General features: G+C 46.7%; 27 protein-coding genes and 1 tRNA gene. 14 read left to right on the top strand and 14 right to left on the bottom strand.

What is annotated here, in order from left to right; translation table 11 throughout:
• The 3 genes from AZI86_RS12145 to AZI86_RS12135 are packed head-to-tail and all read right to left on the bottom strand — an operon-like array spanning position 1 to position 3,500.
• Entirely contained in the window at positions 1-2,064 is a 2,064-nt protein-coding gene (locus tag AZI86_RS12145) for a M1 family metallopeptidase (protein WP_061835454.1), read from the bottom strand.
• 58 nt (positions 2,065-2,122) lie between these two features.
• Complete coding sequence (locus AZI86_RS12140; RefSeq protein ID WP_061835453.1) at positions 2,123-2,836, bottom strand: pseudouridine synthase; 714 nt, start codon at positions 2,834-2,836, stop codon at positions 2,123-2,125.
• A gap of 37 nt (positions 2,837-2,873) precedes the next feature.
• Positions 2,874-3,500: a murein L,D-transpeptidase catalytic domain family protein gene (locus tag AZI86_RS12135; RefSeq protein ID WP_061835452.1), complete on the bottom strand. Its 627-nt coding sequence runs from the start codon at positions 3,498-3,500 to the stop codon at positions 2,874-2,876.
• A gap of 188 nt (positions 3,501-3,688) precedes the next feature.
• Between AZI86_RS12135 and AZI86_RS12130 the strand changes: the two genes are divergently transcribed.
• Both AZI86_RS12130 and AZI86_RS12125 read left to right on the top strand, forming a co-directional pair.
• Entirely contained in the window at positions 3,689-4,450 is a 762-nt protein-coding gene (locus AZI86_RS12130) for a type 1 glutamine amidotransferase domain-containing protein (protein ID WP_061835451.1), read from the top strand.
• Positions 4,447-5,436 (top strand): sigma-54 interaction domain-containing protein, encoded by a 990-nt coding sequence (locus AZI86_RS12125; RefSeq protein WP_061835450.1) that lies wholly within the window; start codon positions 4,447-4,449, stop codon positions 5,434-5,436. Before AZI86_RS12130 ends, AZI86_RS12125 begins: the two co-directional genes overlap by 4 nt.
• Here AZI86_RS12125 and AZI86_RS12120 read toward each other — a convergent pair.
• Positions 5,419-5,952: a hypothetical protein gene (locus AZI86_RS12120; protein WP_061835449.1), complete on the bottom strand. Its 534-nt coding sequence runs from the start codon at positions 5,950-5,952 to the stop codon at positions 5,419-5,421. The genes AZI86_RS12125 and AZI86_RS12120 overlap by 18 nt on opposite strands.
• An 81-nt stretch (positions 5,953-6,033) precedes the next feature.
• On the bottom strand, positions 6,034-6,294 hold the full coding sequence (locus AZI86_RS12115; protein ID WP_061835448.1) for a DUF883 family protein: 261 nt from the start codon (positions 6,292-6,294) through the stop codon (positions 6,034-6,036).
• A 191-nt stretch (positions 6,295-6,485) separates the two neighbouring features.
• Between AZI86_RS12115 and AZI86_RS12110 the strand changes: the two genes are divergently transcribed.
• Genes AZI86_RS12110 through AZI86_RS12100 form a run of 3 tightly spaced genes read left to right on the top strand, consistent with a single transcriptional unit; the run spans position 6,486 to position 9,878 of the window.
• Positions 6,486-7,049, top strand: coding sequence for an NAD(P)H-dependent oxidoreductase (locus AZI86_RS12110; protein ID WP_061835447.1), 564 nt, complete (start codon positions 6,486-6,488; stop codon positions 7,047-7,049).
• Positions 7,049-8,884 carry a glutathione-regulated potassium-efflux system protein KefC gene (gene kefC / locus AZI86_RS12105; protein ID WP_061835446.1) on the top strand — a complete coding sequence of 612 codons (1,836 nt, stop codon included), beginning with the start codon at positions 7,049-7,051 and terminating at the stop codon, positions 8,882-8,884. The genes AZI86_RS12110 and kefC overlap by 1 nt, the downstream gene beginning before the upstream one ends.
• Complete coding sequence (locus tag AZI86_RS12100; protein ID WP_061835445.1) at positions 8,871-9,878, top strand: Ppx/GppA phosphatase family protein; 1,008 nt, start codon at positions 8,871-8,873, stop codon at positions 9,876-9,878. The genes kefC and AZI86_RS12100 overlap by 14 nt, the downstream gene beginning before the upstream one ends.
• On the opposite strand, the gene AZI86_RS12095 is transcribed toward AZI86_RS12100, so the two are convergent.
• The gene (locus tag AZI86_RS12095; protein WP_061835444.1) at positions 9,865-10,995 is read right to left on the bottom strand and encodes a baeRF3 domain-containing protein; all 1,131 of its coding nucleotides are present in this window, start codon (positions 10,993-10,995) and stop codon (positions 9,865-9,867) included. The genes AZI86_RS12100 and AZI86_RS12095 overlap by 14 nt on opposite strands.
• Positions 10,996-11,146: 151 nt before the next feature.
• On the opposite strand from AZI86_RS12095, the gene AZI86_RS12090 reads away from it, so the two are divergent.
• On the top strand, positions 11,147-11,593 hold the full coding sequence (locus AZI86_RS12090) for a baeRF12 domain-containing protein (RefSeq protein WP_061835443.1): 447 nt from the start codon (positions 11,147-11,149) through the stop codon (positions 11,591-11,593).
• On the opposite strand, the gene AZI86_RS12085 is transcribed toward AZI86_RS12090, so the two are convergent.
• Both AZI86_RS12085 and AZI86_RS12080 read right to left on the bottom strand, forming a co-directional pair.
• The gene (locus tag AZI86_RS12085) at positions 11,590-12,240 is read right to left on the bottom strand and encodes a carbonic anhydrase (protein ID WP_061835442.1); all 651 of its coding nucleotides are present in this window, start codon (positions 12,238-12,240) and stop codon (positions 11,590-11,592) included. The genes AZI86_RS12090 and AZI86_RS12085 overlap by 4 nt on opposite strands.
• 126 nt (positions 12,241-12,366) lie before the next feature.
• Complete coding sequence (locus tag AZI86_RS12080; RefSeq protein WP_061835441.1) at positions 12,367-12,717, bottom strand: 5-fold beta-flower protein; 351 nt, start codon at positions 12,715-12,717, stop codon at positions 12,367-12,369.
• Positions 12,718-12,863: 146 nt separating this feature from the next.
• Here AZI86_RS12080 and AZI86_RS12075 point away from each other — a divergent pair, with 146 nt between their 5' ends.
• On the top strand, positions 12,864-13,445 hold the full coding sequence (locus tag AZI86_RS12075; RefSeq protein WP_253715911.1) for an EcsC family protein: 582 nt from the start codon (positions 12,864-12,866) through the stop codon (positions 13,443-13,445).
• Between the two features lie 126 nt (positions 13,446-13,571).
• Here the strand turns inward: AZI86_RS12075 and AZI86_RS19240 are convergent, their stop codons facing one another.
• From AZI86_RS19240 to AZI86_RS12055, 5 genes are all read right to left on the bottom strand, one after another.
• Positions 13,572-13,730 (bottom strand): hypothetical protein, encoded by a 159-nt coding sequence (locus AZI86_RS19240; protein WP_157684698.1) that lies wholly within the window; start codon positions 13,728-13,730, stop codon positions 13,572-13,574.
• Positions 13,731-13,845: 115 nt separating this feature from the next.
• Positions 13,846-14,136, bottom strand: a complete 291-nt coding sequence (locus AZI86_RS12070) for a helix-turn-helix domain-containing protein (RefSeq protein WP_081111902.1) — start codon at positions 14,134-14,136, stop codon at positions 13,846-13,848.
• 16 nt (positions 14,137-14,152) lie between these two features.
• On the bottom strand, positions 14,153-14,584 hold the full coding sequence (locus tag AZI86_RS12065) for a hypothetical protein (protein WP_216635913.1): 432 nt from the start codon (positions 14,582-14,584) through the stop codon (positions 14,153-14,155).
• A gap of 136 nt (positions 14,585-14,720) precedes the next feature.
• A complete protein-coding gene (locus AZI86_RS12060) occupies positions 14,721-15,209 on the bottom strand; it encodes a CBS domain-containing protein (RefSeq protein WP_061835437.1) in 489 nt (162 codons plus the stop codon).
• A gap of 117 nt (positions 15,210-15,326) precedes the next feature.
• A complete protein-coding gene (locus AZI86_RS12055) occupies positions 15,327-15,644 on the bottom strand; it encodes a hypothetical protein (protein WP_061835436.1) in 318 nt (105 codons plus the stop codon).
• 167 nt (positions 15,645-15,811) lie between these two features.
• Between AZI86_RS12055 and AZI86_RS12050 the strand changes: the two genes are divergently transcribed.
• Positions 15,812-16,687 (top strand): NAD-dependent epimerase/dehydratase family protein, encoded by an 876-nt coding sequence (locus AZI86_RS12050; RefSeq protein WP_157684697.1) that lies wholly within the window; start codon positions 15,812-15,814, stop codon positions 16,685-16,687.
• 4 nt (positions 16,688-16,691) lie between these two features.
• On the opposite strand, the gene AZI86_RS12045 is transcribed toward AZI86_RS12050, so the two are convergent.
• Positions 16,692-17,891 carry a PQQ-dependent sugar dehydrogenase gene (locus AZI86_RS12045; protein WP_216635912.1) on the bottom strand — a complete coding sequence of 400 codons (1,200 nt, stop codon included), beginning with the start codon at positions 17,889-17,891 and terminating at the stop codon, positions 16,692-16,694.
• 185 nt (positions 17,892-18,076) lie between these two features.
• Between AZI86_RS12045 and AZI86_RS12040 the strand changes: the two genes are divergently transcribed.
• From AZI86_RS12040 to nusA, 6 genes are all read left to right on the top strand, one after another.
• Positions 18,077-18,162: transfer RNA gene (locus AZI86_RS12040), tRNA-Leu, on the top strand.
• A gap of 351 nt (positions 18,163-18,513) precedes the next feature.
• Entirely contained in the window at positions 18,514-19,746 is a 1,233-nt protein-coding gene (locus AZI86_RS12035; RefSeq protein ID WP_061835434.1) for a hypothetical protein, read from the top strand.
• Between the two features lie 162 nt (positions 19,747-19,908).
• Positions 19,909-20,550: a hypothetical protein gene (locus AZI86_RS12030; protein ID WP_061835433.1), complete on the top strand. Its 642-nt coding sequence runs from the start codon at positions 19,909-19,911 to the stop codon at positions 20,548-20,550.
• Positions 20,551-20,553: 3 nt separating this feature from the next.
• Positions 20,554-20,991 carry a GNAT family N-acetyltransferase gene (locus tag AZI86_RS12025; protein WP_061835432.1) on the top strand — a complete coding sequence of 146 codons (438 nt, stop codon included), beginning with the start codon at positions 20,554-20,556 and terminating at the stop codon, positions 20,989-20,991.
• A gap of 257 nt (positions 20,992-21,248) precedes the next feature.
• Positions 21,249-21,767 (top strand): ribosome maturation factor RimP, encoded by a 519-nt coding sequence (rimP, locus tag AZI86_RS12020; RefSeq protein ID WP_061835431.1) that lies wholly within the window; start codon positions 21,249-21,251, stop codon positions 21,765-21,767.
• 15 nt (positions 21,768-21,782) lie between these two features.
• Positions 21,783-23,177 carry a transcription termination factor NusA gene (gene nusA, locus AZI86_RS12015; protein WP_061835430.1) on the top strand — a complete coding sequence of 465 codons (1,395 nt, stop codon included), beginning with the start codon at positions 21,783-21,785 and terminating at the stop codon, positions 23,175-23,177.
• Positions 23,178-23,223 lie beyond the last annotated feature (46 nt).

Raw genomic sequence — 23,223 nt, 5'->3', positions numbered from 1 at the left:
TTAAAGCGCGCGAATCAAGGGCGAGCTTGTCACCGGCCAGGTCGTTTTCAAAACATTGGGGCGACCTTTAAAGATCAAAACCCCAAAAGTTCCATAGTGAGTGAGGCGCCCCGCCCATTCGGCAGGGTCGTTACCGTTATGCCAGCGCACCCAGACGATTGTTTGCTGGGGATTATGTTTACGACGAGCAATGATCACGGTGCTAGTTTCATTCCACAAGTAAGACTCACCGAAAATCTGATATCCGTTTTCTGACATCGCCCATTTTTGTCCCGCCAATTGTTCTTTCATAAACTCCCGGAATTCGGGGCGATCACCTACCAGAACTAAAGATCCTGTTTCAATGGGATTAAAACTTCCCACCATATCGTGAGAAGTTTTAACGCCTTCAATGGACTCACTCCATTTTTTTACAAACGCATCAGATCCCGCATCTTTGGTGTTTAAATAAAAATGCACGTCCTTGCTGCCTAAAACCGACGATAAAGTGGCCGGGCGTTCTTCCAAATAAAGTTTGCGGAAAAGATCATAGTGCGGATCCACCGCCACTCGCACCGGGGCGACCTGAGAAGAAAAAGAAAAAAACTGAACCTTGTCAGTCAGGCGTGCGATTTGCCGAACTTCTTCTCCCGAAGACAATGTCCACACCAGCGGAACGATAAAGTCATAGGCCAAGGTTTGATTTTGTAAAAGACCAAAGGTGGTCGTGAAGGTGTTGTCAGCCAGTGCGCTGACTTTCACGTCACCTAAAGCCAACTCTAAAGCTCCTTTGCGATCCAGCCACTGATAAAAGAAAGCCGAAAGATTTTGTCCGGTGACCTTTTCAAAGCTTGCTTGAATGTCTTCAAAAGAGGCTTTTTTGAATAGGTTTTCTTTATAAAAATCTTGCAGGGCTTTTTTGAAAAGATCTTTACCGAACTGAAGTTCGAGCATACGGAAAATCATCATGGTTTTTCCGTAGCCTACGGCTTGGGAGCTCGCATTGTGACGACCGCGGAACTGACGAACGGGGAAATCGTTAGCCGGATTTTGCCCCACGAAATCAGCATAAGTGATCAAGGTCTTTAAGCGGTGAGTAGCATCCTGACCGTTCAACTCTTGCTGCCAGTGATCGGCCATGTAGGTCGTTAAACCTTCCGACCAATTGCCTTTATCGTAATCGACAAAAACACTGTTACCCCACCAGTTATGTAAAACTTCGTGCGGCAAAGAAGAATTTAAAATAAACGGCAAACGAATCACCGTCGGTCCTAAAAGCGTAAATCCCGGAAGTCCGTAACCAGTCTCCCAAAAGTTTTCAACCACGGCAAAATTGGAATAAGGGTATGCGGCGATTTCTTGAGAGTAGTGGGCGATATATCCGGGCACTAAAGACAGAAAACTTTGGGCTAGCGTGGGATCGGCTTGTTTTAAGTAAACTTCGACTTTCGGTGCGCCGGGAGGGTTTATTTCATAAACGTGAAAAGCTCCGGCCACCAAGGTGATATCTTCTTGTGGATAAATCGAGGTGAAGCGTTGTTCACGTTTATCTTTATTTATCGCAGAACTGACGAGCTGTCCCTGTGTTAACGCTCGCCAGTCTGCGGGAAGAGAAATGCTTAGGTCGTAAGTTTTTTGTTGGCCCAAAAAGGAAGGATACCAATGGGTTTCTTCAAAAAGGGCGACGCCTTCTTTAGAAATTAAGCCGCGCGACTCATTGTCGATGACGGGATCATAGATGATTCCCGAAAACTCCAAGGTCACTTTATTGTCGGAATTTCCGAGTTGCAAACCGTATTCCGAATAAGACTCTTTACCTGTGGCGCGGTTTACGATTGTCAACGAATCATCTTTGCTCAGAACATTCACGCGAAGGTCTTTATGTAAAATGAAAGTCAGCTTGCGCGGAGAGCCCGGAGGAAAAGACACAACATCCAGGCCCTTGATCATTTTCAAGCCCGGTGAAAGATCCACGTGCATAGTGTGTAATACGGGAGCGGCCGCGTGTGATTGAAACGCCACTAAAATCGCAAAAAGAAGACCTACCACCAACATCAGCTTATGCAGTGCTTGTGCCTTAGACATGAATGACCTCTGAAAGTGCCGGTTTTTTACGTCGGACGTCCTAAGAGGTCAAAGGTATTTAGCTTTTTACGGGAGGCACTTGGGGGTTGGCAAAGAGCTCTTGAATTTTATTCCATTTCTCACACTCTGGGGCCTCGATAGTGAGCCCCTCTTCAGAGAAGGGGTGAGTAAAGCTTAAGCGCAACGCTTTTAAGCACAACCCCGCGATTCCTAACTGGTTTCTAAAGAATTGATTGTGATGAGAATCGCCATGAGCGGCATCTCCTAACAGCGGATGCGAGATGCGATTAAAGTGTCGGCGAATCTGATGAAAGCGCCCGGTGTGGGGGGTGACCTCCACCCATGAATAGCGTGCCGTGGGAAATTTTTTCCCGACCGCGACAGGCAACTCCATCTTATTCAAGCGACGATAGGTGGTTTTCGCGTCAACCAGATCTCCGGTAGAGTCTAACTCTAAGGGCAGTTCAATGGTTCCTGCCTCGGGCACATATCCACGCACGACCGCATGATAGGTTTTTTCAGTCCGTCTTTCGGTGAAAAGTTTGTTCATTTTGCCGGCCGCTTCCGAAGACAATGCAAAAAGCAAAACACCACTGGTGCCGACATCCAAGCGGTGAACGGGGAAGACATGTTGTTTCATTAAACGGCGAACTTGATAAAGAAGAATCTTATCGCGAGGAACAGGATAGGTGGAGTCTTCAGGAGGATGAACATGAAATCCTGCCGGTTTATTGACGGCGACAAAATGTTCATCTCGAAAAAGTATCTGCATTTTAAAAAAGCTCCACCTTAAAAGGCAGAGCAAAATTTTATTGCCCGGCCCAAATATAATAAACGCTGCCGCCTTTAAGCTGTGTCACCAGAGTATTGATATACTTGTCTTCCACAGCGGGACAACCTTGACTGCGGCCCAGGGGTTTATACTGAGGATCTACATACCAAGCTCCATGCACCACAATCGCGCGGTCTAGGGCATTGTTGTTTGTACTCTCTAAACCCACCAAGCGCATCGAGCGACCGTGTTTACCATCGTATTCGCCACCAGTCACGTACATACCTAATGAAGACATATTCGAACCTGAGGTATTAGAGAATTTTTTCGCATAACCGGTGTGCGCCGGATCTGAACCATTGCCGTGAGCGACTAAATAGCGCGTGACCGCCCCGGTTCGCATATCCACCACATACATCCGCTTGCTGCTCGAACTTTGGGTGAAGTCGATCACTGTGATGTAGTCGTCGTTACCGAGCTTATCGCGGTACTTGTCAAAATAATCCAGCGCACGTGTCAGTGCTTTTTTAGGAACGAGATTTTGAGGATCGACGTAATCATATTTTGCGGCGCTGTTTTTCGGAGGAGCAGAGCCCGCGGCCTGTGCCAAGGTCGGGACCAGGAACATGAAGCTGGCGCACCAAGAGAGCATAGTCATTTTCATGAGGTTCTCGCTTTCAGGTTGATATCTGACAATCGGAGTTCCTCGCCGGAGACTTAACAGGTGCGGCCAAGGACTGGTCTATTGTCGAAGGGCACATAACAGCTCTGAAATTTGAGTTCTGCCTGGGCGTGGCTGAAAATGGGGATTCATGGAAGATGCAGTCAGAAAATGAGAGAAGGAGGAGTGTTATGGATAAGCCGAAGAATCAAGTTCTATTTGTTTTAACCAGCAGTGATCGCCTAGGCGGTTCTGGTCACAAAACGGGAGCTTATCTGTCAGAAATCACCCATCCATATGATGAGTTCATGCGCGCAGGCTATGAAGTGACTATGATCAGCCCTCAAGGAGGTAAGGTGCCGTTAGATGGTGTGAAAATGGATGATCCCATTAACGCCACCTGGATGAATGACACCGATTTTGCTTTACAGCTAGAAACCACCCAAACCCCTTGGCAAGTGCAGCCACGAGATTTTGCGGCGGTCTTTTTCGTTGGCGGCCATGGAGCGATGTACGATCTTCCAGATCATTTGCATCTGCGTGAGTTGGTTTCGGAGATTTATGAAAACCAAGGTGTGATAGCCGCCGTTTGTCATGGTGCTGCCGGATTGGTGAACTTACGTTTACCCGACGGTCCATTCTTAGTACAGGGTCACGAGGTGACATGCTTTTCCAATGAAGAAGAAGAAACCGTCGGCATGGAAAGTGTCGTGCCCTTTCTTTTAGAAGATAAACTCAAAGAGCAAGGGGCCCGAGTCACCACGGCTCCGAAATTTACCTGCAACGTGATAAAAAGTGGTCGTTTGATCACCGGCCAAAACCCCGCCTCGGCGGCGGCCGTGGCGCGGGCGGTGATTGAAACGCTTCGTTATATGGAAGACGGGCGGTGGGTTCCGGATGAGGATTGGTGTGATTGGCAGCAACACAATAACGAGCTTCGAGGTTTGTTGTGAATGGAAATGAAGACCGTATTATCGCTCACAGTCCCCATTTTATCTCAATTTTAGAGAAAGCCCGCAAAGTCGCTGCGAGTTCCGCCAATGTTTTGATCACGGGAGAAAGTGGCACAGGGAAAGAATTGATCGCGCGCTATATTCATGAAAAAAGCGCGCGTGACAAAGAGAAGTTTATTCCTATTAATTGTTCCGCCATCCCTGAACATCTTTTAGAAGCAGAACTTTTTGGTCATTCCAAAGGTGCCTTCACGGGAGCGAGCAGCTCAAAGCCCGGGTTGTTTGAGGAAGCTCACGGGGGGACTTTATTTTTAGATGAAATCGGGGATATGGATTTGCACCTGCAATCGAAGTTGTTGCGCGTGATTCAGGAAAAAAAGGTGAAGCGTGTCGGAGAAAATCATTATCGTCCGTTAGATATTCGAATCTTGGCTGCGACTCATAATGATCTGAATTCGGATGTGCAAAATAAAAAATTCCGCGAAGATTTGTTTTTTCGTTTAAATGTCGTGCCTTTAGAAATTCCACCTTTGCGCGAAAGAACTGAAGACATACAACCTTTAGCGCAATATTTTTTACAGAAGTATTCAGCCAGACATCATTCCCACGAATTGCGTTTTGGGCCTGAGGTATTTGATTTTCTAAGAGCTCAAGCGTGGGTCGGGAATGTGCGGGAATTGGAAAATAGCATTGAACGGGCCGTAGTTCTTTGTGACGAGCCTGAAATTTCCGTCGACCACATCCAAGGGGGATCTAGAAAAAATGCTTTAATGATGACCGGATGGAGTTCTTTGTTTGATCGAGTGCGGGAAAAAGAGGGACGACTTTTGTCGTTAGAAGAATTTTCGCGGCATTATATTGAATACGCTTTACATGTAAATAAAGGGGCGCGCGAAAAAACAGCAAAAGATCTGGGTATAGATCGTAAAACGCTGTATCGTCGCACGCAATCAACCGATTCCACAGAATTAGTGGATCGGCCCTGAATGCTCGCGCGGAGTTGTTGGTGCTGGACCCGTGGTGGCGTGAGGCGTGGGGCCGTGAGCTTCACGGTCGCGACGCAATTCACGTTCTTTCACGAAATCTAAAACTAACACCGTAAGGGCTTGTTCTAAAGTGGAGGCATGATGCGGAGGTGGCACCTTTTCGCGAGCTCTGTCAGAGGCATGGCGATCTGCTCCTGGCCAAGCGTATGCAAAAACGTAAACAAAACCCAAAGCCGCTACTAAAAAGAGTGCAATGCCCGCACCCAATGTCGACGTCAAAGTCACATAGCCGACACGGTCGTATTGGGTCGTGCCTTCAAGAATCGTGATGAAAAGTCCACCGCAGAAAAATAGCACCGCACAAACGCCCGCTAAGATCAGGATGACGGGTTTACGACCCTTAAGGACGATGTCTTCAAACATTTCCATAACGGTCTCACGAATTCCACCGCTGCGAGGTCCGCCGTTATTTAAGCGACCAAATACGAATGAGGCAATCATTGCTAGGAGCTGCATATAATCTCCAAAATTAAGAGAAGAAAGATGTTAAGGGAAAACAAAGAGCCCCCAATCCCTGGAGGCTCCCTAGTATCTAAACTATTTACGACGAAGAATCATTCCAGCTAGGAAGCCTACTGCCGCCGCGCCAAGAAGAGTGTAATAAGGATGTTCTTTTACGAAGTCTTCAGAAGCTTCAACGGCTTCGCCTGCGCGCTTGCGAAGTTCTTCGTAACGCTCTTGCCAGTTTGAGTTTTCGATTTGTTGCTCAACATTTTGGCGGATGCTGTTAGCACCTTGACGAACGTTGTCTTTGATGTTGCCCAATTCTTTTTTGAACTCATTTGACGTAGTTTCCATGGATAACTCCTTTATATAAGTGTGTTGCTATGCTTAGCTGAAGGATTGGGATTGCATATTCGGTGCCAGGTTTTCCGGTCTTGAAATGGGAAAGAAAACGAGAACAAAAAAGGAAAGGGGAATTATGCCCTTAGAGCGTCAGGAATCTCGCCCCGATTGACCATAACTCCCTGTTTCGTTAGCATGGGCCCATGAGAAAAGCGCTAGTTCTGTTCGCCCATCCCTTTGCCCAAAAATCTCGCGTCAATCGCACCATCATGGAAACCTTAAAAGGTTTTGATAATGTTCAAGTTCATGACTTGTATGAAGAATACCCTTACTTCCATATTAATGTGGCGCGTGAACAAGCTTTGCTGCAGGAGCATGATCTTGTTGTCTGGCAACATCCTTTTTATTGGTTCAGCATGCCTCCATTAATGAAGCTTTGGTGTGATGAAGTTCTGCGCAAAGGTTTTGCCTTCGGACCCGGCGGTGACAAATTAAAAGATAAAGATTTCTTGGTATCGATAACCACCGGGGGATTGGGCGATCCCGATTCTTTGCATGAAATTGAAGATGCCTTTTTTTCGCCGTACCAAAAGACCGCCGAAATTTGCGGTATGAATTGGCTGCCGCCCTTGATCTTAACTCAGTCCACGACGGCTTCGGAGTTGGCCGTGCGTCGGCATGCGGAATCGGTGCGACATTTCTTATTAGACTATTGCGTCCACGAAGAAGAGGCAAAGGCACGAGCTTTAGATAAGGGAACTAAATAATGGCTCACACTGTTTTATTTTATATCGTGAGTTTTTTAGCGGCGGCCTTGGTTTGCGTGCCTCTGTGTAAACGTCTGGGGTTTGGGTCTGTCTTAGGATACCTGGTCGCCGGTGTGCTGATGGGTCCTTTTGGTTTTGCCGTTTTTGACGGGGTCGAAGACCTCATGCACATGTCTGAATTCGGCGTGGTGTTTTTGATGTTTTTAATTGGTTTAGAATTAGAGCCAAAAAAACTTTGGGAAATGCGCGTTTCGATTTTTGGCTTAGGCACACTGCAAGTTCTGTTAGTTGGTTTTTTAGTCTTTTTGATTTCTTATTTCCTTTACTCCCAAACGGCGTCGGTTTCGGTTTTAGTGGGAATGTGTATGGCTTTGTCCTCAACCGCCATGGCTTTGCAAATCTTAAATGAGCGCCGGCTGCTCAACACTCACTCTGGCAGATCGGCCTTTTCGATTTTACTTTTTCAAGATATTGCCGTGATCGCGATGATCGCCATTTTACCCTTGCTTGCAATCAGCGAAGCGGTGATAGCGGGGGAAAGTTCCTCGGAGAGCTGGATTCATTTTGCGAAAGTGGCCGGAACATTGATAGTCACCATCGTCGGCGGCAGACTTTTGTTACGTCCTTTATTACGCCGAATCGCATCGCTTCATTTAAGGGAGATCTTCACCGCATTTGCTTTGTTTTTAGTCGTGGGAATGTCTTTTATTATGCAGCAGCTGGACATCTCGATGGCGCTCGGGGCTTTTATGGCCGGCGTGCTTTTAGCAGACAGTGAATATCGCCATGCTTTAGAAAGCGATATCGAGCCCTTTAAGGGTCTTTTGATGGGCTTGTTTTTTATGACAGTGGGGATGAGTATTGATTTTACTCAAGTCCTAAAAAGACCCCTGTTTTTCGGGGGCATGGTCGTTATTCTTTTTGCGACGAAAATTTTTGCGCATATTTTGCTAGGCCGACTTTTTAAAATTCCTCGTCGTCACGTTCCATTTTTTGCGGTGGTCTTATCCCAAGTGGGAGAGTTTGCTTTCGTCTTATTAGGTGCGGCCGCCGGGCTTAGAATCATCGACTTTGAAACCAATCAAGTCTTAATGGCCTTGGTCGCTCTAACCATGTTGATGACGCCTATTGTGGTCATTCTTTATGACAAAGTTTATGTGCGTTATTTTGATTGCGCGAACACCAGCGTCGATCCGGATGTGGTGGAACCTGAAGATGCCCCGGTCATCATTGCGGGCTTTGGTCGCTTTGGTCAAATCGTGGGACGCCTTCTTTACGCCAATCGTGTAAAAGCCGTCGTTATGGATTATGAACCCACCCAAATTGAGCTTGTCAGACGTTTTGGCTTCAAGGTTCGGTACGGGGATGCCACGCGCTTGGATTTATTAGAAGCCGCAGGTGCCAGAACGGCGCAAATTTTAGTCGTGGCCATTGACGATGCGGACGCGAGCATCAGACTTGTGGATATCGCTAAAGAAAATTTCCCCCAGTTAAAGATCTATGTTCGCGCTAGAAATATGGCCCACGTCTATGCCTTGATGGATCGGAAAGTGGAAGTCATTGAGCGCGAACTTTTTGATTCTTCATTGCGTTTAGGGGCCTCGGTTTTAAAAGGGTTAGGCTGGCCAGCCTATCGCAGCGTTCAGGCCGCTAATATTTTCCGCGATCATAATTTACAGATGATCCAGGACCTGTATCAGCGTCGGGACAATCAAGATGAAATGGTGGCCAAAGCCAAGCAGGCGCGCGATGACTTAGAAAAAATGTTTATGAAAGAAAATGAATACCTAAACCAATCGGAATCCTGGGATAGCGAGCATCATGAAGTTACATAGCCTGGCCTTAGTTTTAGTAGTTTATTTTTCAATCCCCAGTTTTGCGAAGCAATGCCTTGAAAATCGGGGAGCGATGGATTTTGGTTCTGGCACCACCAAAGTTTTGGCGGTCCGTGTAGACGTATGCCAAAAAAAGATTTTAAAGGTTCTTTTTGAAGATCGCTTGGCGATCTCGTTTAATGAAGCTTTTGAAAAGTCCGCGGATCATAAAATTCCTGAAAAATTTTGGCAGGAAGCCTTGCCACGTATTCAAGTTTCCGTCGATAAATTGCGTGCTCAAGAAATAAAAAAGATCGATGCCGTGGCGACGGCTGTATTTCGTAACGCGAAAAATGGCCAAGAGGTCATTGCGCAAATGGCGAAAGCCTTAGGAATCCCCATTCAAATTATTTCTCAGGATCAAGAAGCCGAACTGGGTTTCTGGTCGGTGCTCGCATTTAAGTCTTGGTCCCCCCAAGAAGCCTCCATGGTGGTGTGGGATATCGGCGGAGGCTCGATGCAGATGTTTTCTTGGAACAAAGGACATCCCCAGATTTTCCGCGGCCACTTGGCCTCGGTCAGTTTTAAGAATGAAATCCTCAAAGTTTTACAGTTTAAAAACCCGCAAGAGGTTTCGTCTCCCAATCCGATTGGACACAACCGGGAAGCGGCTATTCAGCTTGCAAAAAATCACGCGGTTTTAAATGTGCCACCATTTTTTAAAAACTTAAAGCCCGAAACAAAGTGGATGGGAATTGGAGGCGTGCTTTCCATGTCGATCCAAAAACAAGTTCAAAGAAATTCCACGCAGTTTACCGCCGAAGAACTGGCGCAAACCCTCAAGGACCGGGCAGTTTTAAGTGATACGCAAATTGAAGGGGATTATAAGATCAGCGAAGTTTCAAATCTTGCTTTGGTCTTAGGATACATGCAAGCCTTGCACATTCCTTCCGTGGAAACGGTGCCCGCGGCCCTGGGGCAGGGCTTGGTGTACAAAAAGCTTAATTTAAAATAGCCGCCGCTGGCGAAGTCGAAGGCATGTCCTTTGGATTCAGCACGATGACTTCGCCCCCCTGGCGAATCACTTCACAAGCAATATCATCCAGTACATCATCATCCTTGGCATTGATCTGCTTGGGGTGAACGGTGATCTGACCGCTGTTGCGATCCAGCTGTCCCCAGATTTCGCTCTTGTCTCTTAGGAACAGAGTTTTGACTTCGCCATGCAAGGCCGCGCGCGAAATTTTGACCAAGTCGTCAATAATCTTGTTTTTCATTTTTTGGATGTCCATATCACTCGCGGAAATTTGACGGTGATGCGAGATATCTTGGTTCAAAAGGTTTTCTACCCGGTGAATCAGTGAATCGTGGTGGGGAATGCCTTTACGAATATCTAGCTGGCACATACGGGGTGAAGGGTGCGAAGTGATCTCTTTATAAACTGGAAACAGCAGTTCGCTGGTAAATACAAACAACGGCAAAGTTTTATAGCCATCTTCTTTATTAATTTTAGCTTCAATCCAGCGCAAAAATAATTTTGTCGCCGTTTTTTTCTTAAATTGCGAATCGCTAGCACCCCGTCCACGACTTTGGGTTTTTAAGTGCGGAATTTGGATAGCTTCATTTTCATCCAGGTGCTTCCAGTGAATGCTGTTGCTGTGCGATCCATGATGCATCAAAAAGGTGTGAATTTCAGAAGCTTTTCCCCCTTGAGAAAATAGAAGCACGGCCTCTTCCACTCCTAAAACCAAAAGATGATACGTATGATCTCGTTGCAGATCTTCGATCAGGGGTTTTAAGTGAAAGCTTTCCGCCACCACGACCTTTTCTGGCAAATCGTGCGGCACCAGGAAGTATCCGTGCCAATGTTTATTAACAAAGATGGCCACGCCTTGAGTGGAGCCCGAGGCATACTCGCTGGGATTAAAATTAAACAGAGCGTCCATGATGTGGCTATGGGCTTCTCGATTGTCTTCATCCAGTGAAAGTAAATAAGAAGCTCGTTTAACCAAGGCGTCATACTCTTCTTGAAGGGCCGGCTCAGGCAGAGAGGGAATATAAATAGAGATGCAGGGGCCTTCTTGTACTGAGGTCAGTTTCAGCAGGTCTTCATGAGTCAATGGTTCAAGCATCGTAAAACCTCCGCGCAAAGGGGCTTAACTAAAACATCCATTATCGAGGCTTCATAGATTGAACTCAAAAAGTCATTTGACAGTCCAGTGTGACCTGTCAGCTTTCAATCTTTGGTGTGTTGGCTATAATGAAAAGAAGGAGGACGGATTTATGAAAACCTGGATTGTTGTAGCCAACCGAAGTGAAGCGAGAATTTTTTATTCCGATCCCAAGAGAAAAAGAGATGTCGATTTTGTCAGTAAAATCGAAAATCCCCGAGGTCGCCTTAAAGCCGGTGACATCAATGCGGACAAGCCGGGGGCGTTCGCACCCATGGCCGTAGGTCACGGGTCGGGAAGAGAAAGTCGTGTATCGCCGACTCAACAAGTGGCTTTAGATTTTTGTAAACAGGTTGTGGACTCATTGGAGCTGGCGCGCAGTCAGAACCAATTTGAAGAACTGATCTTGTTTGCAGATCCTCACTTTTTGGGACTTATGCGCAACCAGATGTCTAAAGAACTAAGAAAAATGGTTTCTCGAGAAGAAGCCAAGGATCTCAACGTCGCTACGACCGATGAAATTCAAGAGCGTGTGTACCCCGCAGACCTTCGCGGTTAGCGTTCATGCCACGTTAATTCTTGAAAAGACGCCTGGGCTTCATCGAAAGCCCAGAGCTGTCCTTGCTCTAAGTCAAAATACACTCCGTGCAACTCAAGACCCCGGGTTTCAATGGCCGTTTTAATAAACGGAAACGTGCGGAGGTTCGCCAAAGAAATGACGATAGATTCTTTTTCGCATTCTCGACACAAAGTTTCAACGTCGCTATGAGGAAGCTTGGCTAAAACTTTATTCTTTGCTTCACCGGCAATGGTCATCCATTGAGCGACGAATCCTCCCGCTTTGACAGCTTGCGGTTGGAATAAAGACAAGATGCCACCGCATTGACGATGTCCTAAGACCACGATGTTTTCGACTTGGAGGTTAACGACTGCAAATTCAATGGCCGCACTGACCCCGTGGAATCCCATATTTGATTCAAAAGGAGGGACAAGGTTGGCCACATTGCGGACCACAAAAATTTCCCCAGGGGAGGTCGAAAATAAAATAGCCGGATCAACCCGAGAATCACTGCAGGCAATCATCAAGGTTTTGGGTCGTTGACCACTGCTAGACAGACGATCAAAGAGGGAATGTTCCTCTTTAAAAAATCGTTCACGAAAACGGCGAAACCCCGCCAACATTCGTAAAAGGTCTTTTTTAATCATGTAGAACCGCCTTTGAGCGTATTAAATAACTCGTTATCCCGTCCGTGGCAAGAGACAGATAAAAGAATAAAAAAAGCCTTGGATCATCTCCAAGGCTTTTTTGTTTTTAATACTTTTTCTTAGATATTAACGAACACCTAAAACAAGTAACAGAGCAGCTCCTTTTTCTTCCTGAGTGCAGTTAAGGCCTTGGCCTCTTTGCTCTCCGTAAAGATTAAAGATCGCGTTGCCTTGAACAAAACCGATGTTTTGTCCGTAAATATTCTGAACAGATGTTGTGTTTACACGACCCGCAGGGGAACCCGCATAGTCATAAACAACGTCACCTTGAACTGAGCCCACGGGACGGCCTGAAGAGTTTGTAACCATTCCGCCATTCACGTTACCCGCATAGGCGCCAGAAGATGTTTGAATTGTGCAAGCCATTGCAGGAACAGCGGCTGCGAAAGATAGAGCCAATACGATTAGGCTTTTCATGAAGGAACTCCTTTGAATTTTGCTAACTCATTGAACCTTCGTAGTATCAAACTTCGGCCGAACTTAACAGCCGATGAAAAAATATACAAAAAGGTGTCTAACTTCTGTTATCCTGAGGTTCATTTAAGTCTTAATGGGAGGATCTGGTGGATAAAAAGACTAAAATCACGGAAAGCCTGACGGCCCTTTTGACTCACGTTCCTTCGTCGTCCTATGAAAAATCGCCCAACCCGGTCTTGGCGGCACAAAAAATTATCGAAAAATCAGCCTGGATGGCGGGCGGAGTCTCGGGCGCTCTGGCGGTTCCGGTGGGTCCTTTGGGGATGATGACCGTTGTGCCAGATCTTGTCGCGGTATGGAGAATTCAAGCGCAAATGGTCTCCGACATCGCCGCGGTTTATGGAAAGTCCACCGTGCTCACGCGAGAGACATTGGTGTACTGCCTTTTTCAAGAAGGGGCCGGGCAGCTTTTTCGGGATGTGATCGTGCGTGCCGGGGATCGCATTGTATTACGTCGTACCAGCGCGCGAGTTTTTGAAAATCTCATTGAAAAACTGGGGATTCGTTTAAGCAAAAGATTTTTAGGAAAAAGTATTTCGCGGTGGATTCCCATTGCCGGCGCTATTGCGGTGGGATGGTATTCTCGTCATGACACTCAACACGTGGGTTATGTGACGATGGATTTTTTCTCGCAAAGTATTTTCGAGGAATCTCAAGATCCAGAATAGTGTCAGCGGCCAGGGGCAGATTTCTTTTCGGTGTGTGGTTTTTTGCAACAAAAAAAGCTGATCCCGAAGGATCAGCTTCAATTCTCGGCAAGAAAATTTTTGAGCTAAAATGAGTTAATTAATAAACTATTGGCTTTCTTGTTCAGATGGATCGATGTCTTGGTCTTGCTGACTGCGTTGCGAGCTGCCAGGTTGTTGTTGGCCTGGGCGCTGCTCAGTCCGTTCTTGAGTTTTTGGTTGATTTGGGTTTTGAGTCTGATTTTGGTTTGGTTGGTTTTGTGCCATAAAAAAGTCCTCCTTGATTTTGCTCAAAGTTTTCTCTCGAGTCATTCAAGGAGGTTGCAATGCGGGTGCCACAATATTCTTGCGGCAGTGTAATATGAGGACGCCCCGTAGAAGGTTACGCTTTTTCTTCGATCGATGCTTTCATTGATGCTTTATGTGTCGTCCATTGTTGTTCGGCTTTGCGTGCGGCTTCCTCTTGAACCCATCGAATATACTCAGATCGCATTTCCTCTTCAGGGATTCCGTAGATGCTGCACATTTTGATTAAAACTGGAATCGGTGGCTTCGAAAGCCCACGCTCTAAGTTCGAAAGAAACTGAGAGCTCTGATAGCCTAACAAGGCACTGGCCTGTTGCTGAGTGAGGACCGCTTGAAGGCGTCGTGTTTTTAAAAATTGGTTCATCATTCTTCCTTAAATCAATCTAAGACCTAGTCTTAGTGCCGGGTGAAAGAGTTACTGAAAGGGTATAAACTTCGTATCCTTTTTCAGTTTCTCCAAAAAATTTCGCCATGCTTCGGCGGAATTTTCTAATTTTCTCCACCGCTTCTGGCAGTTGCGAAGGGTGGATGGCGATCTCTTCTGATTCCGTCACATTAAAGTGCGGATCGCTTTCAGGATCTCGGGTAACGGTTTTTACGTTTTTTATGAAGGAGTTTATTTCTTGCTGATTCAAGCCCAGCTTCGGGCCAACTTGCAGTATAAACTTCTTTCCGATGGAACGTTTGCCGCGCAAAATTTTTGATAGGGTTGAAGGATCAAGTTCTAACGATGCGGCAAAAGCTCGTAGCGAATAGCTCGAATTACGGCGAGATCTAACAAGAAGTTCCTGGCGAAGATGATCTACAAAGTTCACAGCATTAATCCGAAGCATGTCGTACTTAAGAACTAAGCTAGAATGAGAGGTGCGTCAACGGAGGGCCAGTTGTTTTCGTGGGCACAAATTTGCCCACGAAAACAAGATGTAATAAAAAAAATAAACGAAAAAAACTCTAATGGTGAGCCTGTTCGTTTTGGCGTTGTTGTTCTCCGATTTGGGTTAAATCAAAGAAGGATTTTGTCAGAATTTCTAAGAGATTTCTGGCCGTAGCTACGCCGACCACCTCGTCATCGGCATTCACCAACGGCAAGCGAGTAACACCCGCATTTTTCATTAAGCCGATGAGCTTAAAAACGCTGTCGTCAACGGAGCCGGTAATAACGGATTCAGACATGACATCGGCAACACGCAAATCTTCCAAGTCTTCGCCATCGGCAAGACATAAAGCGATATCCCGATCTGTTACGATTCCTAAAAGGGTTCCGCCATCGGCTTCAGACTCCATCACCAAGACATCGCCGACTTGTTCATCTCTCATCATCTTTGCTGCTTCTTTAATAGTGGCTTCCGGAGCAATCGAAATAATGCGACTGCCTTCCCAGCTCATATTGTAATCAAAGGACTCGGCACCTGAATCTGTTGCATTTATTTTTGCTTCCATAAAGGTCTCCTTGCTTTCACTGCTTAAAAACTAATCCCATTGGTGGAGAGGCGATAGAGTCCCTGTCGAGAAACACCGCCGAACCTCCGCCTTTGGTCGGAGGTTTTTGTCAGATGGCTATTCCGTGGCACTATCACTCGTGTTGCTAGTTCCGCCAGCCCCACGTCCCCCGTGTGGATCCATGGATTCCCCGCGAGTGGTTGAGGTGCGAGGTCCAGGAGTTTGACGTCGATCGTACTTTTTATTCAAGGCAGAGTCCGTGTGATCATCCATAGAAGCGGCATCCCGCGATAACTCGCCAGCACCCTCTGGATGAGTCGTTAGAGGTTTACCTGCAGAGCCAGAGTTTCCGGCGGCGTATACTGTCGCCACAAATAGAGGAACGGCTAATAAGGGCATCGCCAGTCGCCATCCATGAGCAAGAACTGATTTCATAAATTCTCCTTAATACCGGCGTTGCCGGAGTTGGTTGTTCCTTTGGTTTTAAGTAAGAATAAGACAGAGCTCAATGGCGCTAAGAAAAATACAAAAAAGAGAATCACAAAAAAGACTATGCCAAATGAAAAAGACTAGCGACAATGGTAACTGACAAGCGAGGTCTTATGAAGGTTCTAGTTTTGGGTGGTACAAGATATTTCGGGCGTCATCTGGTTCATAGCTTAATCAAAGAAGGTAATAACGTCTGGGTTTTATCGCGAGGTCAGCAAGCGGATGACTTTGGGGCCCGGGTGCATCGCTTGAAAGCCGATCGTCGCGATAAAAAATCTTTGGCCGCGGCTGTGGAACATCTGCACTTTGATGCTGTTGTTGATCAAATTTGTATGACGGCGGAGGACGCCGCGATCGCTTGTGACGTCTTTGCAAACAAAACTCCTTACTACATCATGACTTCGACCATGTCGGTTTATCATTTTGGTTCTGGTTTGCGCGAAGAAGATTTTAATCCTTATCTTTATCAACCACAAACACCCACAAATCCTGCCGAAGAATACGCTGAGGGTAAAAGAGCGGCGGAACATTATTTTGCCAATCATGCAAGTTTCCACTGGGCCTTTGCACGATATCCGGTCGTGGTCGGCGAAGACGATTACACGCACAGATTTGCCTTGCATGTTGAAAAAGTCCAACAAGAAAAGCCCCTCTATTTTCCTAACTTGAATGCCAGATTTTCTTTTGTGACTTCGGCGGATGCCGGGAAGTCTTTATTGTGGTTGCTTCACGGGAAGCATACGGGGATTTTTAACTTCGCTTCACCAGAGCCGATTTTATTAAAAGAATTTATCGAAGAAATTGAAAAGGTGACTGGCAAAAAAGCGGTCTTGTCTAAGGAACGCTCTGACGCTGATTGGTCGCCCTACGGCATTCCTCAGGATTGGTATTTAAACACCGAAAAAGCTCATGCGGCGGGATTTCAAGCACAAGCTCTTTCGGATTGGATGCGTCCGTTGATAGAATATTTTGCTAAGCAAAGTCCTTAAAATATCACTGTGGTGTGACCTTTAAAATTTGCCCTTCATCGGTGGCCACATATAAGTTGCCATCGGGTCCTTGCACTAAACTGCGGTAACGAACGGCGGGTAAAGCCATGGGGGTTGTCCCGATAAGTTCGTCATTGGCATTTAAGTTTAAAGCATGCACTTTCATTTCGGCCATAACGCCAATAAGCAAAGCTCCATCCCACGTCTTCCATTGTGCTCCGGTGATAAATGTCGCCGGTCCCATGCCTTGAGAGTCTTGCAAGATCCACAAGGGTTTCATGGCGTCTGGAAATTTCGTGTCATCGGTCATGGGCGTTAACTCGCCCGAAGCTTTGTTTGAAATGTACCCACAGTAATCATCGGCGCACACAACCCCGGGATCTGGTTTTGGATCCCAGCCGCCATTGCCGCCATTCGTGAGGGCCGTGACTTCATCGGAATGATTAGGGCCGTGTTCGGCAATCATCGCGCGGCCCGAGCCAGGCTTAAACGTGATGCCTTGGGGATTGCGCAGACCATAAGCGAAAATTCGTATATCGCCTCCCGCCGGGAAGGCATTGTCAGGTGCGGCGACACCGTCACGATCCACGCGCAAAATCTTTCCCCCCAAACGAGCGGGATCTTGGGGGAGTGTGCCGTTGTGATTGTCACCCGTCGTGATGTAAAGATATCCATCGGGTCCAAAGCGCAAGCGGCCTCCGCTGTGCGATCCGGCTTCCCCCCAAGCGTTGGGTTGATCTTTAAATGCAATGTCCGTCACGATATCCACGCGATCCGAGACGGCCTTATTGTCGTTAGCAACCACCAAGCGAATCACGCGGTTGGTGCGTGGGTTGGTGGAGAGGTTGGAAGACATAAAGACATAAATGAATCGATTGTTGGCAAAATCAGGATCTAAAGTGACGCCATTCATACCGGATTGGCCGACGCAAAATAAATCCGTGGCTTCCAGCGCTGAACCTGATGTTCCAAACAATCTGTCGATGCTGCCATCGGGATGAAGGACGGACAGCCCTTCGCATTTTTCGGTGAAGAACATGGTCATGTCGGGAAGAAACGCCATATCCCAAGGACTTTGCCTTGCCGTTAAGACGTCGGTAACGACTAGGTGAGGAGTCTCGTTGGATTTTTTTGTGGGCGGGGCGGCTGCTAAAAGTATAAACCCGAAAGCAAAGCCAAATAGGATGATTAGTAAATTGCGCATCGAAAGCCTCCTTTAAGTGTGAATCTTCTTAATCACAAGAAGGTTCGCTTAAAGGAGTGGCAGAAAACGATATGTATTTATGAATGCTGTCATAAATCCAAAACTCGACCTGCATAAGCGTGCATTGTGCGGTGCGTTTTGGCTTGAGCAAAGGACCTTCATTCACGTACAAAGGTTCCTCACGCGCGGGTGTGGTGTAATGGTAGCCACGAGAGACTCAAAATCTCTTGGATTCACGTCCGTGGGGGTTCAAGTCCCTCCACCCGCACCAAATAAAAAGAACCGCCCTTTGGCGGTTTTTTTATTTGTCCTTAGCACTCCGGCGTTGGGTTCTACGGTTCTACGGTTCTACGGTTCTACGGTTCTCTGCTGCTTAGTTTCCATAGTCTTTTAATAGTCGGTGGCCCTTCGACCCCGTTTGCAAGAATTTCAGAAATCGTACTGGGAGTTGTCACTTTTGTTAACAGCGGACCCCGAAGGTGTTTCATCTTGAGACGTAAAAAATCTTTTTAATTCAAGCACTTATGGTGATGGGACTTTTTTTGGCTTTCTTGGCACTGGCCTTGCTTTACTGGCCAGTGACTTAAAAAGGTTATTGAAACCAGTACCACGAGGAGACCCTATGAAAAAGTATTTCTATATACTTGCTGCTTTGAGCATCGCGCCTACATTCGCGATCGCGCAAAGTGTGGAAAGCGACGTTGATGCGGAGCTTGACCAAATGTATTCCGGTGCAAGCTCGACGCAAGCGGCTTCACCAACAACTGCGCCCAGTGCAGGAATTGCCAACTCGGCACCTGTCAGCGGTCAGCCGATTTATATTTTAAATCAGGCGACACCGACTTCCAATGCCAACGCGAATGCGCAGTTGCAACAATCTCAAGTTCAAAAACAGCCTACGACTGTTATTGAAGCTTCTCCGTTGACGGAGTCACGTGCGGAACAAATCCGTCGCGCTCGTCAAGATGCAGAGACGGCGACAGAACAACGTATCGTTGAAAAGCTTGAGCAATCTCGTATGGAAGACGAGAGAAAACGTGCCAACGTTTTGTTCGGCGATAAATTTGATAATATGAATAACCAGCAACAACCTCAGCAAGTTGTTCCGGTTCAACAAGTTCAACCTATTATTGTTCAGCAAGCTCCAGCTCCTGTACAAAAAGTAGAAGAACCAAAAGAAAACACGCGTGACATCGTTCGAGAAGAAATCACGGCGGCGTTAAAAGCGGAAGAAGACGCGATGGTAGCTCCAACAGAGCAAAAATATATCGCCGGTCTTTTGGGTATCGGTGACTATCCAGACGCTAAAGACGTTAAAGGGAACTATGCCCTGGGTGTGGCCGTAGGTACTAAGTTTGATAACTTCGTAGTTGAAGGATCTTTCTTGTATTCTAACTACACCGTTGAAGGTCAAGGTTACCCTACCGGCGGTAATTACGGTTATGGCTACGGCTATGGCTATGGCTACAACAACGGATACTTTGTTCCAGATACAGTAGACGTAAGACAATACTCGGGTCAATTGGCGGCGAAAGTTCAATTGTTCTCGGGCGTGATCAAACCCGTATTCGGCGGTGTGGTCGCTTATTCTTACAGACAATTTTCTTGGAATAACATCACAGGAATTCAAAATGATACAACTGCAAGTTCACATGCGATCGACGTAGGTACACTTGTTGGTGCGGATCTAGAGTTCTCTCCGAAGTACGCGATCGGTTTAGATTTCCGTTATATGTGGAATCTTTCAAGCCGCGTTAACGGTGGCAACACTTGGAGATCTGGTACTGGCTACGGTACTCCGATCGAAAAATTGCAATACTACGTAATGTCTATTGCAGGTAAAGTGAACTTTTAGGCCTACGGCCGCAGAGCCGAAGCGCCAGTGGCGCGCAGGCTGAAGCAGTTTTAATTAATAATGTAAGTCCTCAGTGGTTAAGCCTCTTCCTAAATTTGGGAGGAGGCTTTTTTCACGTCTAAGTCCTTGCTAGACAAGGCGCTCCTAGGTCATAGTTTAAGTATGAATTTTCTGGCGGGCTTTTTTATTTTAATCACATTCCAGGTGGCGACGGCCGCGACTTTGGTAACCCAGACCGTGGGACAGGTGTCCGATCACGTGGTTACAAGTCGTGAAGTGCAAATTGCTATGGCTATTGAAGGGGTTTTGTTTCCTTCGCCGAAATCGCCAGCAAAAAGTTTAAATGAAACGCGTCCCGGTAACCCCGATTTCCGTACCGCCGTTACCGCGGTTTTGTTAGAGGCTGTCGTGGCTATCGAGGCCGAAAATTTTAATGTTGCTAATATTTCTAGCGAAGAAGTGAATGCGGCGGTCGCGCAAGTTGAAAAAATGGTGGCGGGTCGTGCATATTGGAATGAGCTTGAGGTGTCCGCGCAAGAATTAAAAACTTTTACGACTCGCAAACTGATGGCGAAAAGTTTTTTGAAATTTAAAACCAGTTCGATGTCAGGAATTATTACCGATCAAGAGGCGCAAGATTATTACGAGCGCAACCGAGTGAAGTTTGGCTCCTCGTCGTTTGATTCTTTTAAAGACAATATCAAAACTTATCTGGCGCAACAGCAGCTTGAAGAGCGCATCCGCTCTTGGTTTGAAGTGATCAAACGAAAATATCGCGTGCGCACCTTCGTTGCGGAACCTTAGAGCATGCATGTTGAAGTCTTAAATATCTCTCACAAGCCCAAGATTAAATCTTTGGTGGGCGCTATTCACCATGAGCAAGGCATGGTCGCGGCATTTTACTGGCCCGATGAATTGCTCGACCCCGAAATCGCCTCGGCGGAAATCTTAGGGGTTTTTGAAGGCGAAGTTCTTGCGGGCGTGGTTTTGTATCGCGAGCTTCCTGGGGTCTGGGAGATTTCTTTGGTGGCCACGCACCCGGGGTATCGGCGTCAGGGGTATATGGAGTTTCTGTTTGACCACTTGATTAACGCAAAAGGTCAAGAGCGACAGTTGTGGCTTGAGGTGCATGAAGAAAACGTAGCAGCGCAAAAACTCTATGAAAAACTGGGGTTTAAGGAAACACGAAGGCGACCTCGCTATTATAAGGACGGGGGCACGGCGGTGTTGTACTCGCGGGCCTAGAGTCTAGGGTGCGGCTTTGTCAGCTAAGATAAATCCTTGCTTCCTCTGGTTTTTTTTGCTAATTTCAGAGACGTTCGATGGGCCCAGCAGGCCCATTTTTTTTGCGCCCGGACGGGTACAAAGGGTCTTTGACCAGTTCTACTTTTCAGCCCACATACTTCTTCTTGTGGATTGGACTCCGTCCAGTCGCGTATAGCGTTTTCTTACAGAGCACGGATGTTTCGTAGGGAAAGTTAACTCTAGGAGACGATCTAGTTATGTCAGAAATGGCGTGGATGGATAAGCTTGAAGCAATTGTGCGCGATATAGCTGCGCAAGAATCCTGTGTTTTATATGATATTGAGTTTGTCGGAATTGGTAAGGGACGTACTCTCCGTTTGTACATCGATAAAGATGACGGCAGCGTAGGGCTTGATGATTGCGCGAATGTGTCCCGCCGCTTGAATGAGATCTTGGATGCGCAAGAAGATCTTGTTCCAGGTGAAGCCTACAATTTGGAGGTCTCTACTCCGGGGTTAGAGCGTCACCTCACAAAACCATGGCATTTCCAAAAAGCTGTGGGCAAAAAGATTTATATCAAAACCTCCAAATCATTGGAGAGTGCTGGTGTTGAAGATAAGAAGTGGAAAGCCGCAAAAACTGTAGAGGACGTATTGGAATCTGCAGATGATAACGGCATCCGTTTTGTCATCAAAGATGTGGAAATCAATATTCCGTACGCGATGATCGACAAAGCTAAAGTAATTTTTGAAATGACTAAAGGTCAAAAAAAGTAACGAGAGGGAATAACCATGGCTGAAAATATGTTTTCAGATCTTTCCAAAGTGATCGAACAAGTTGGTAAAGACAAAGGTATCGATAAGCAAATTGTTATCGACGCGATCACTCAAGGAATGCTTGTAGCAGCTCGCAAAAAATACGGCACGTACCGTGAAATCGAAGCGGCTTACAACGAAGAGACTGGTGAAGTTGAACTTTTTGAGTTTAAAGAAGTTGTTCCTCGTGAAAAATTCGTGGATGAAGAAGTTGAAATTCCTTATGACGAGGCCCAAAAACTAGATCCCAACGTGCAACTTGATGATTCTATCGGTATTAAGATGGAAGCGACCGATTTAGGTCGTATTGCCGCGCAAACGGCAAAACAAATCATCATGCAAAAAGTCCGTGATGCGGAACGCAACATCATCTTCAATGAATTTGAAGAAAGAAAAGGCGAGATCGCGTCGGGCATCGCTCGCCGCGTGGAAAAAGGCGCGATTGTTGTCGATTTGGGCCGTACGGAAGCTTACATCCCACCTCGTGAACAAATCCCAGGTGAGCAATACAAACCCGGCGATCGTATCCAAGGTTATTTGTCGGAAGTTCGTCAAACAACTCGGGGTCCTCAGATCATTATGTCTCGCGCTGATGAACGTTATTTGATGAAACTTTTTGAAATGGAAGTTCCAGAAATCTATGACGGCGTCGTGGAAGTCATGGCCGCGGCTCGTGAACCGGGACAGCGTGCAAAAATCGCAGTTCGTTCTAACGACAACTCGGTAGATCCCGTAGGAGCTTGCGTTGGTATGAAGGGTTCTCGTGTACAAAACATCGTACAAGAACTTCGTGGTGAAAAAATCGATATCGTTCCTTGGGACGAAGATATTACGCGTTTTGCGTGTAATGCTTTGGCTCCAGCGGAAATCAGCCGTGTCTTCATGGATGATGCGAATCGCGAAATGGAAATCGTGGTTCCAGATTCTCAATTGTCACTAGCCATCGGTAAACGTGGTCAAAACGTGCGTTTGGCAGCAAAACTGACAACTTGGAAATTGGATATCATTTCTGAATCATCAGCTTCGTCTCGTACTGCGGAATCCATCTTCAACTTGATGTTGATCCCAGGCATGAGCGAAACCATGGCGCAAAACATCTTCCAATCCGGCTTTGGTTCATTCCAAGCGGTGGCCTCAGCGCGCGTTGAAGAGTTGATGACGATTCCAGGATATGATGATCCAGATAAAGCTGAAAAATTGGCAAATGAAGCCAAAGCTTTGGTCGCGAAATATGAAGCTGATGGCGTGCCGGTACCGACGGCACCAACAGCTGCTAAAGAAACTAAATCGAATACTTCCGCTAAAGAACAAGCGGACCTTCTTCTGAAGCAAGAGCTTTCAAAATTGAATGCTCAGCAGGATGAAGAATAAGCGGCGGATGCCGGCAGAGCGCTAGCTGAAGCAGCAAGGAGATATC

This window comes from Bdellovibrio bacteriovorus (assembly GCF_001592735.1).
Lineage (GTDB): Bacteria > Bdellovibrionota > Bdellovibrionia > Bdellovibrionales > Bdellovibrionaceae > Bdellovibrio > Bdellovibrio bacteriovorus_D.
Note: the sequence above shows the minus strand (reverse complement) of the source record. Positions and strands in the feature narration are given on the sequence as shown.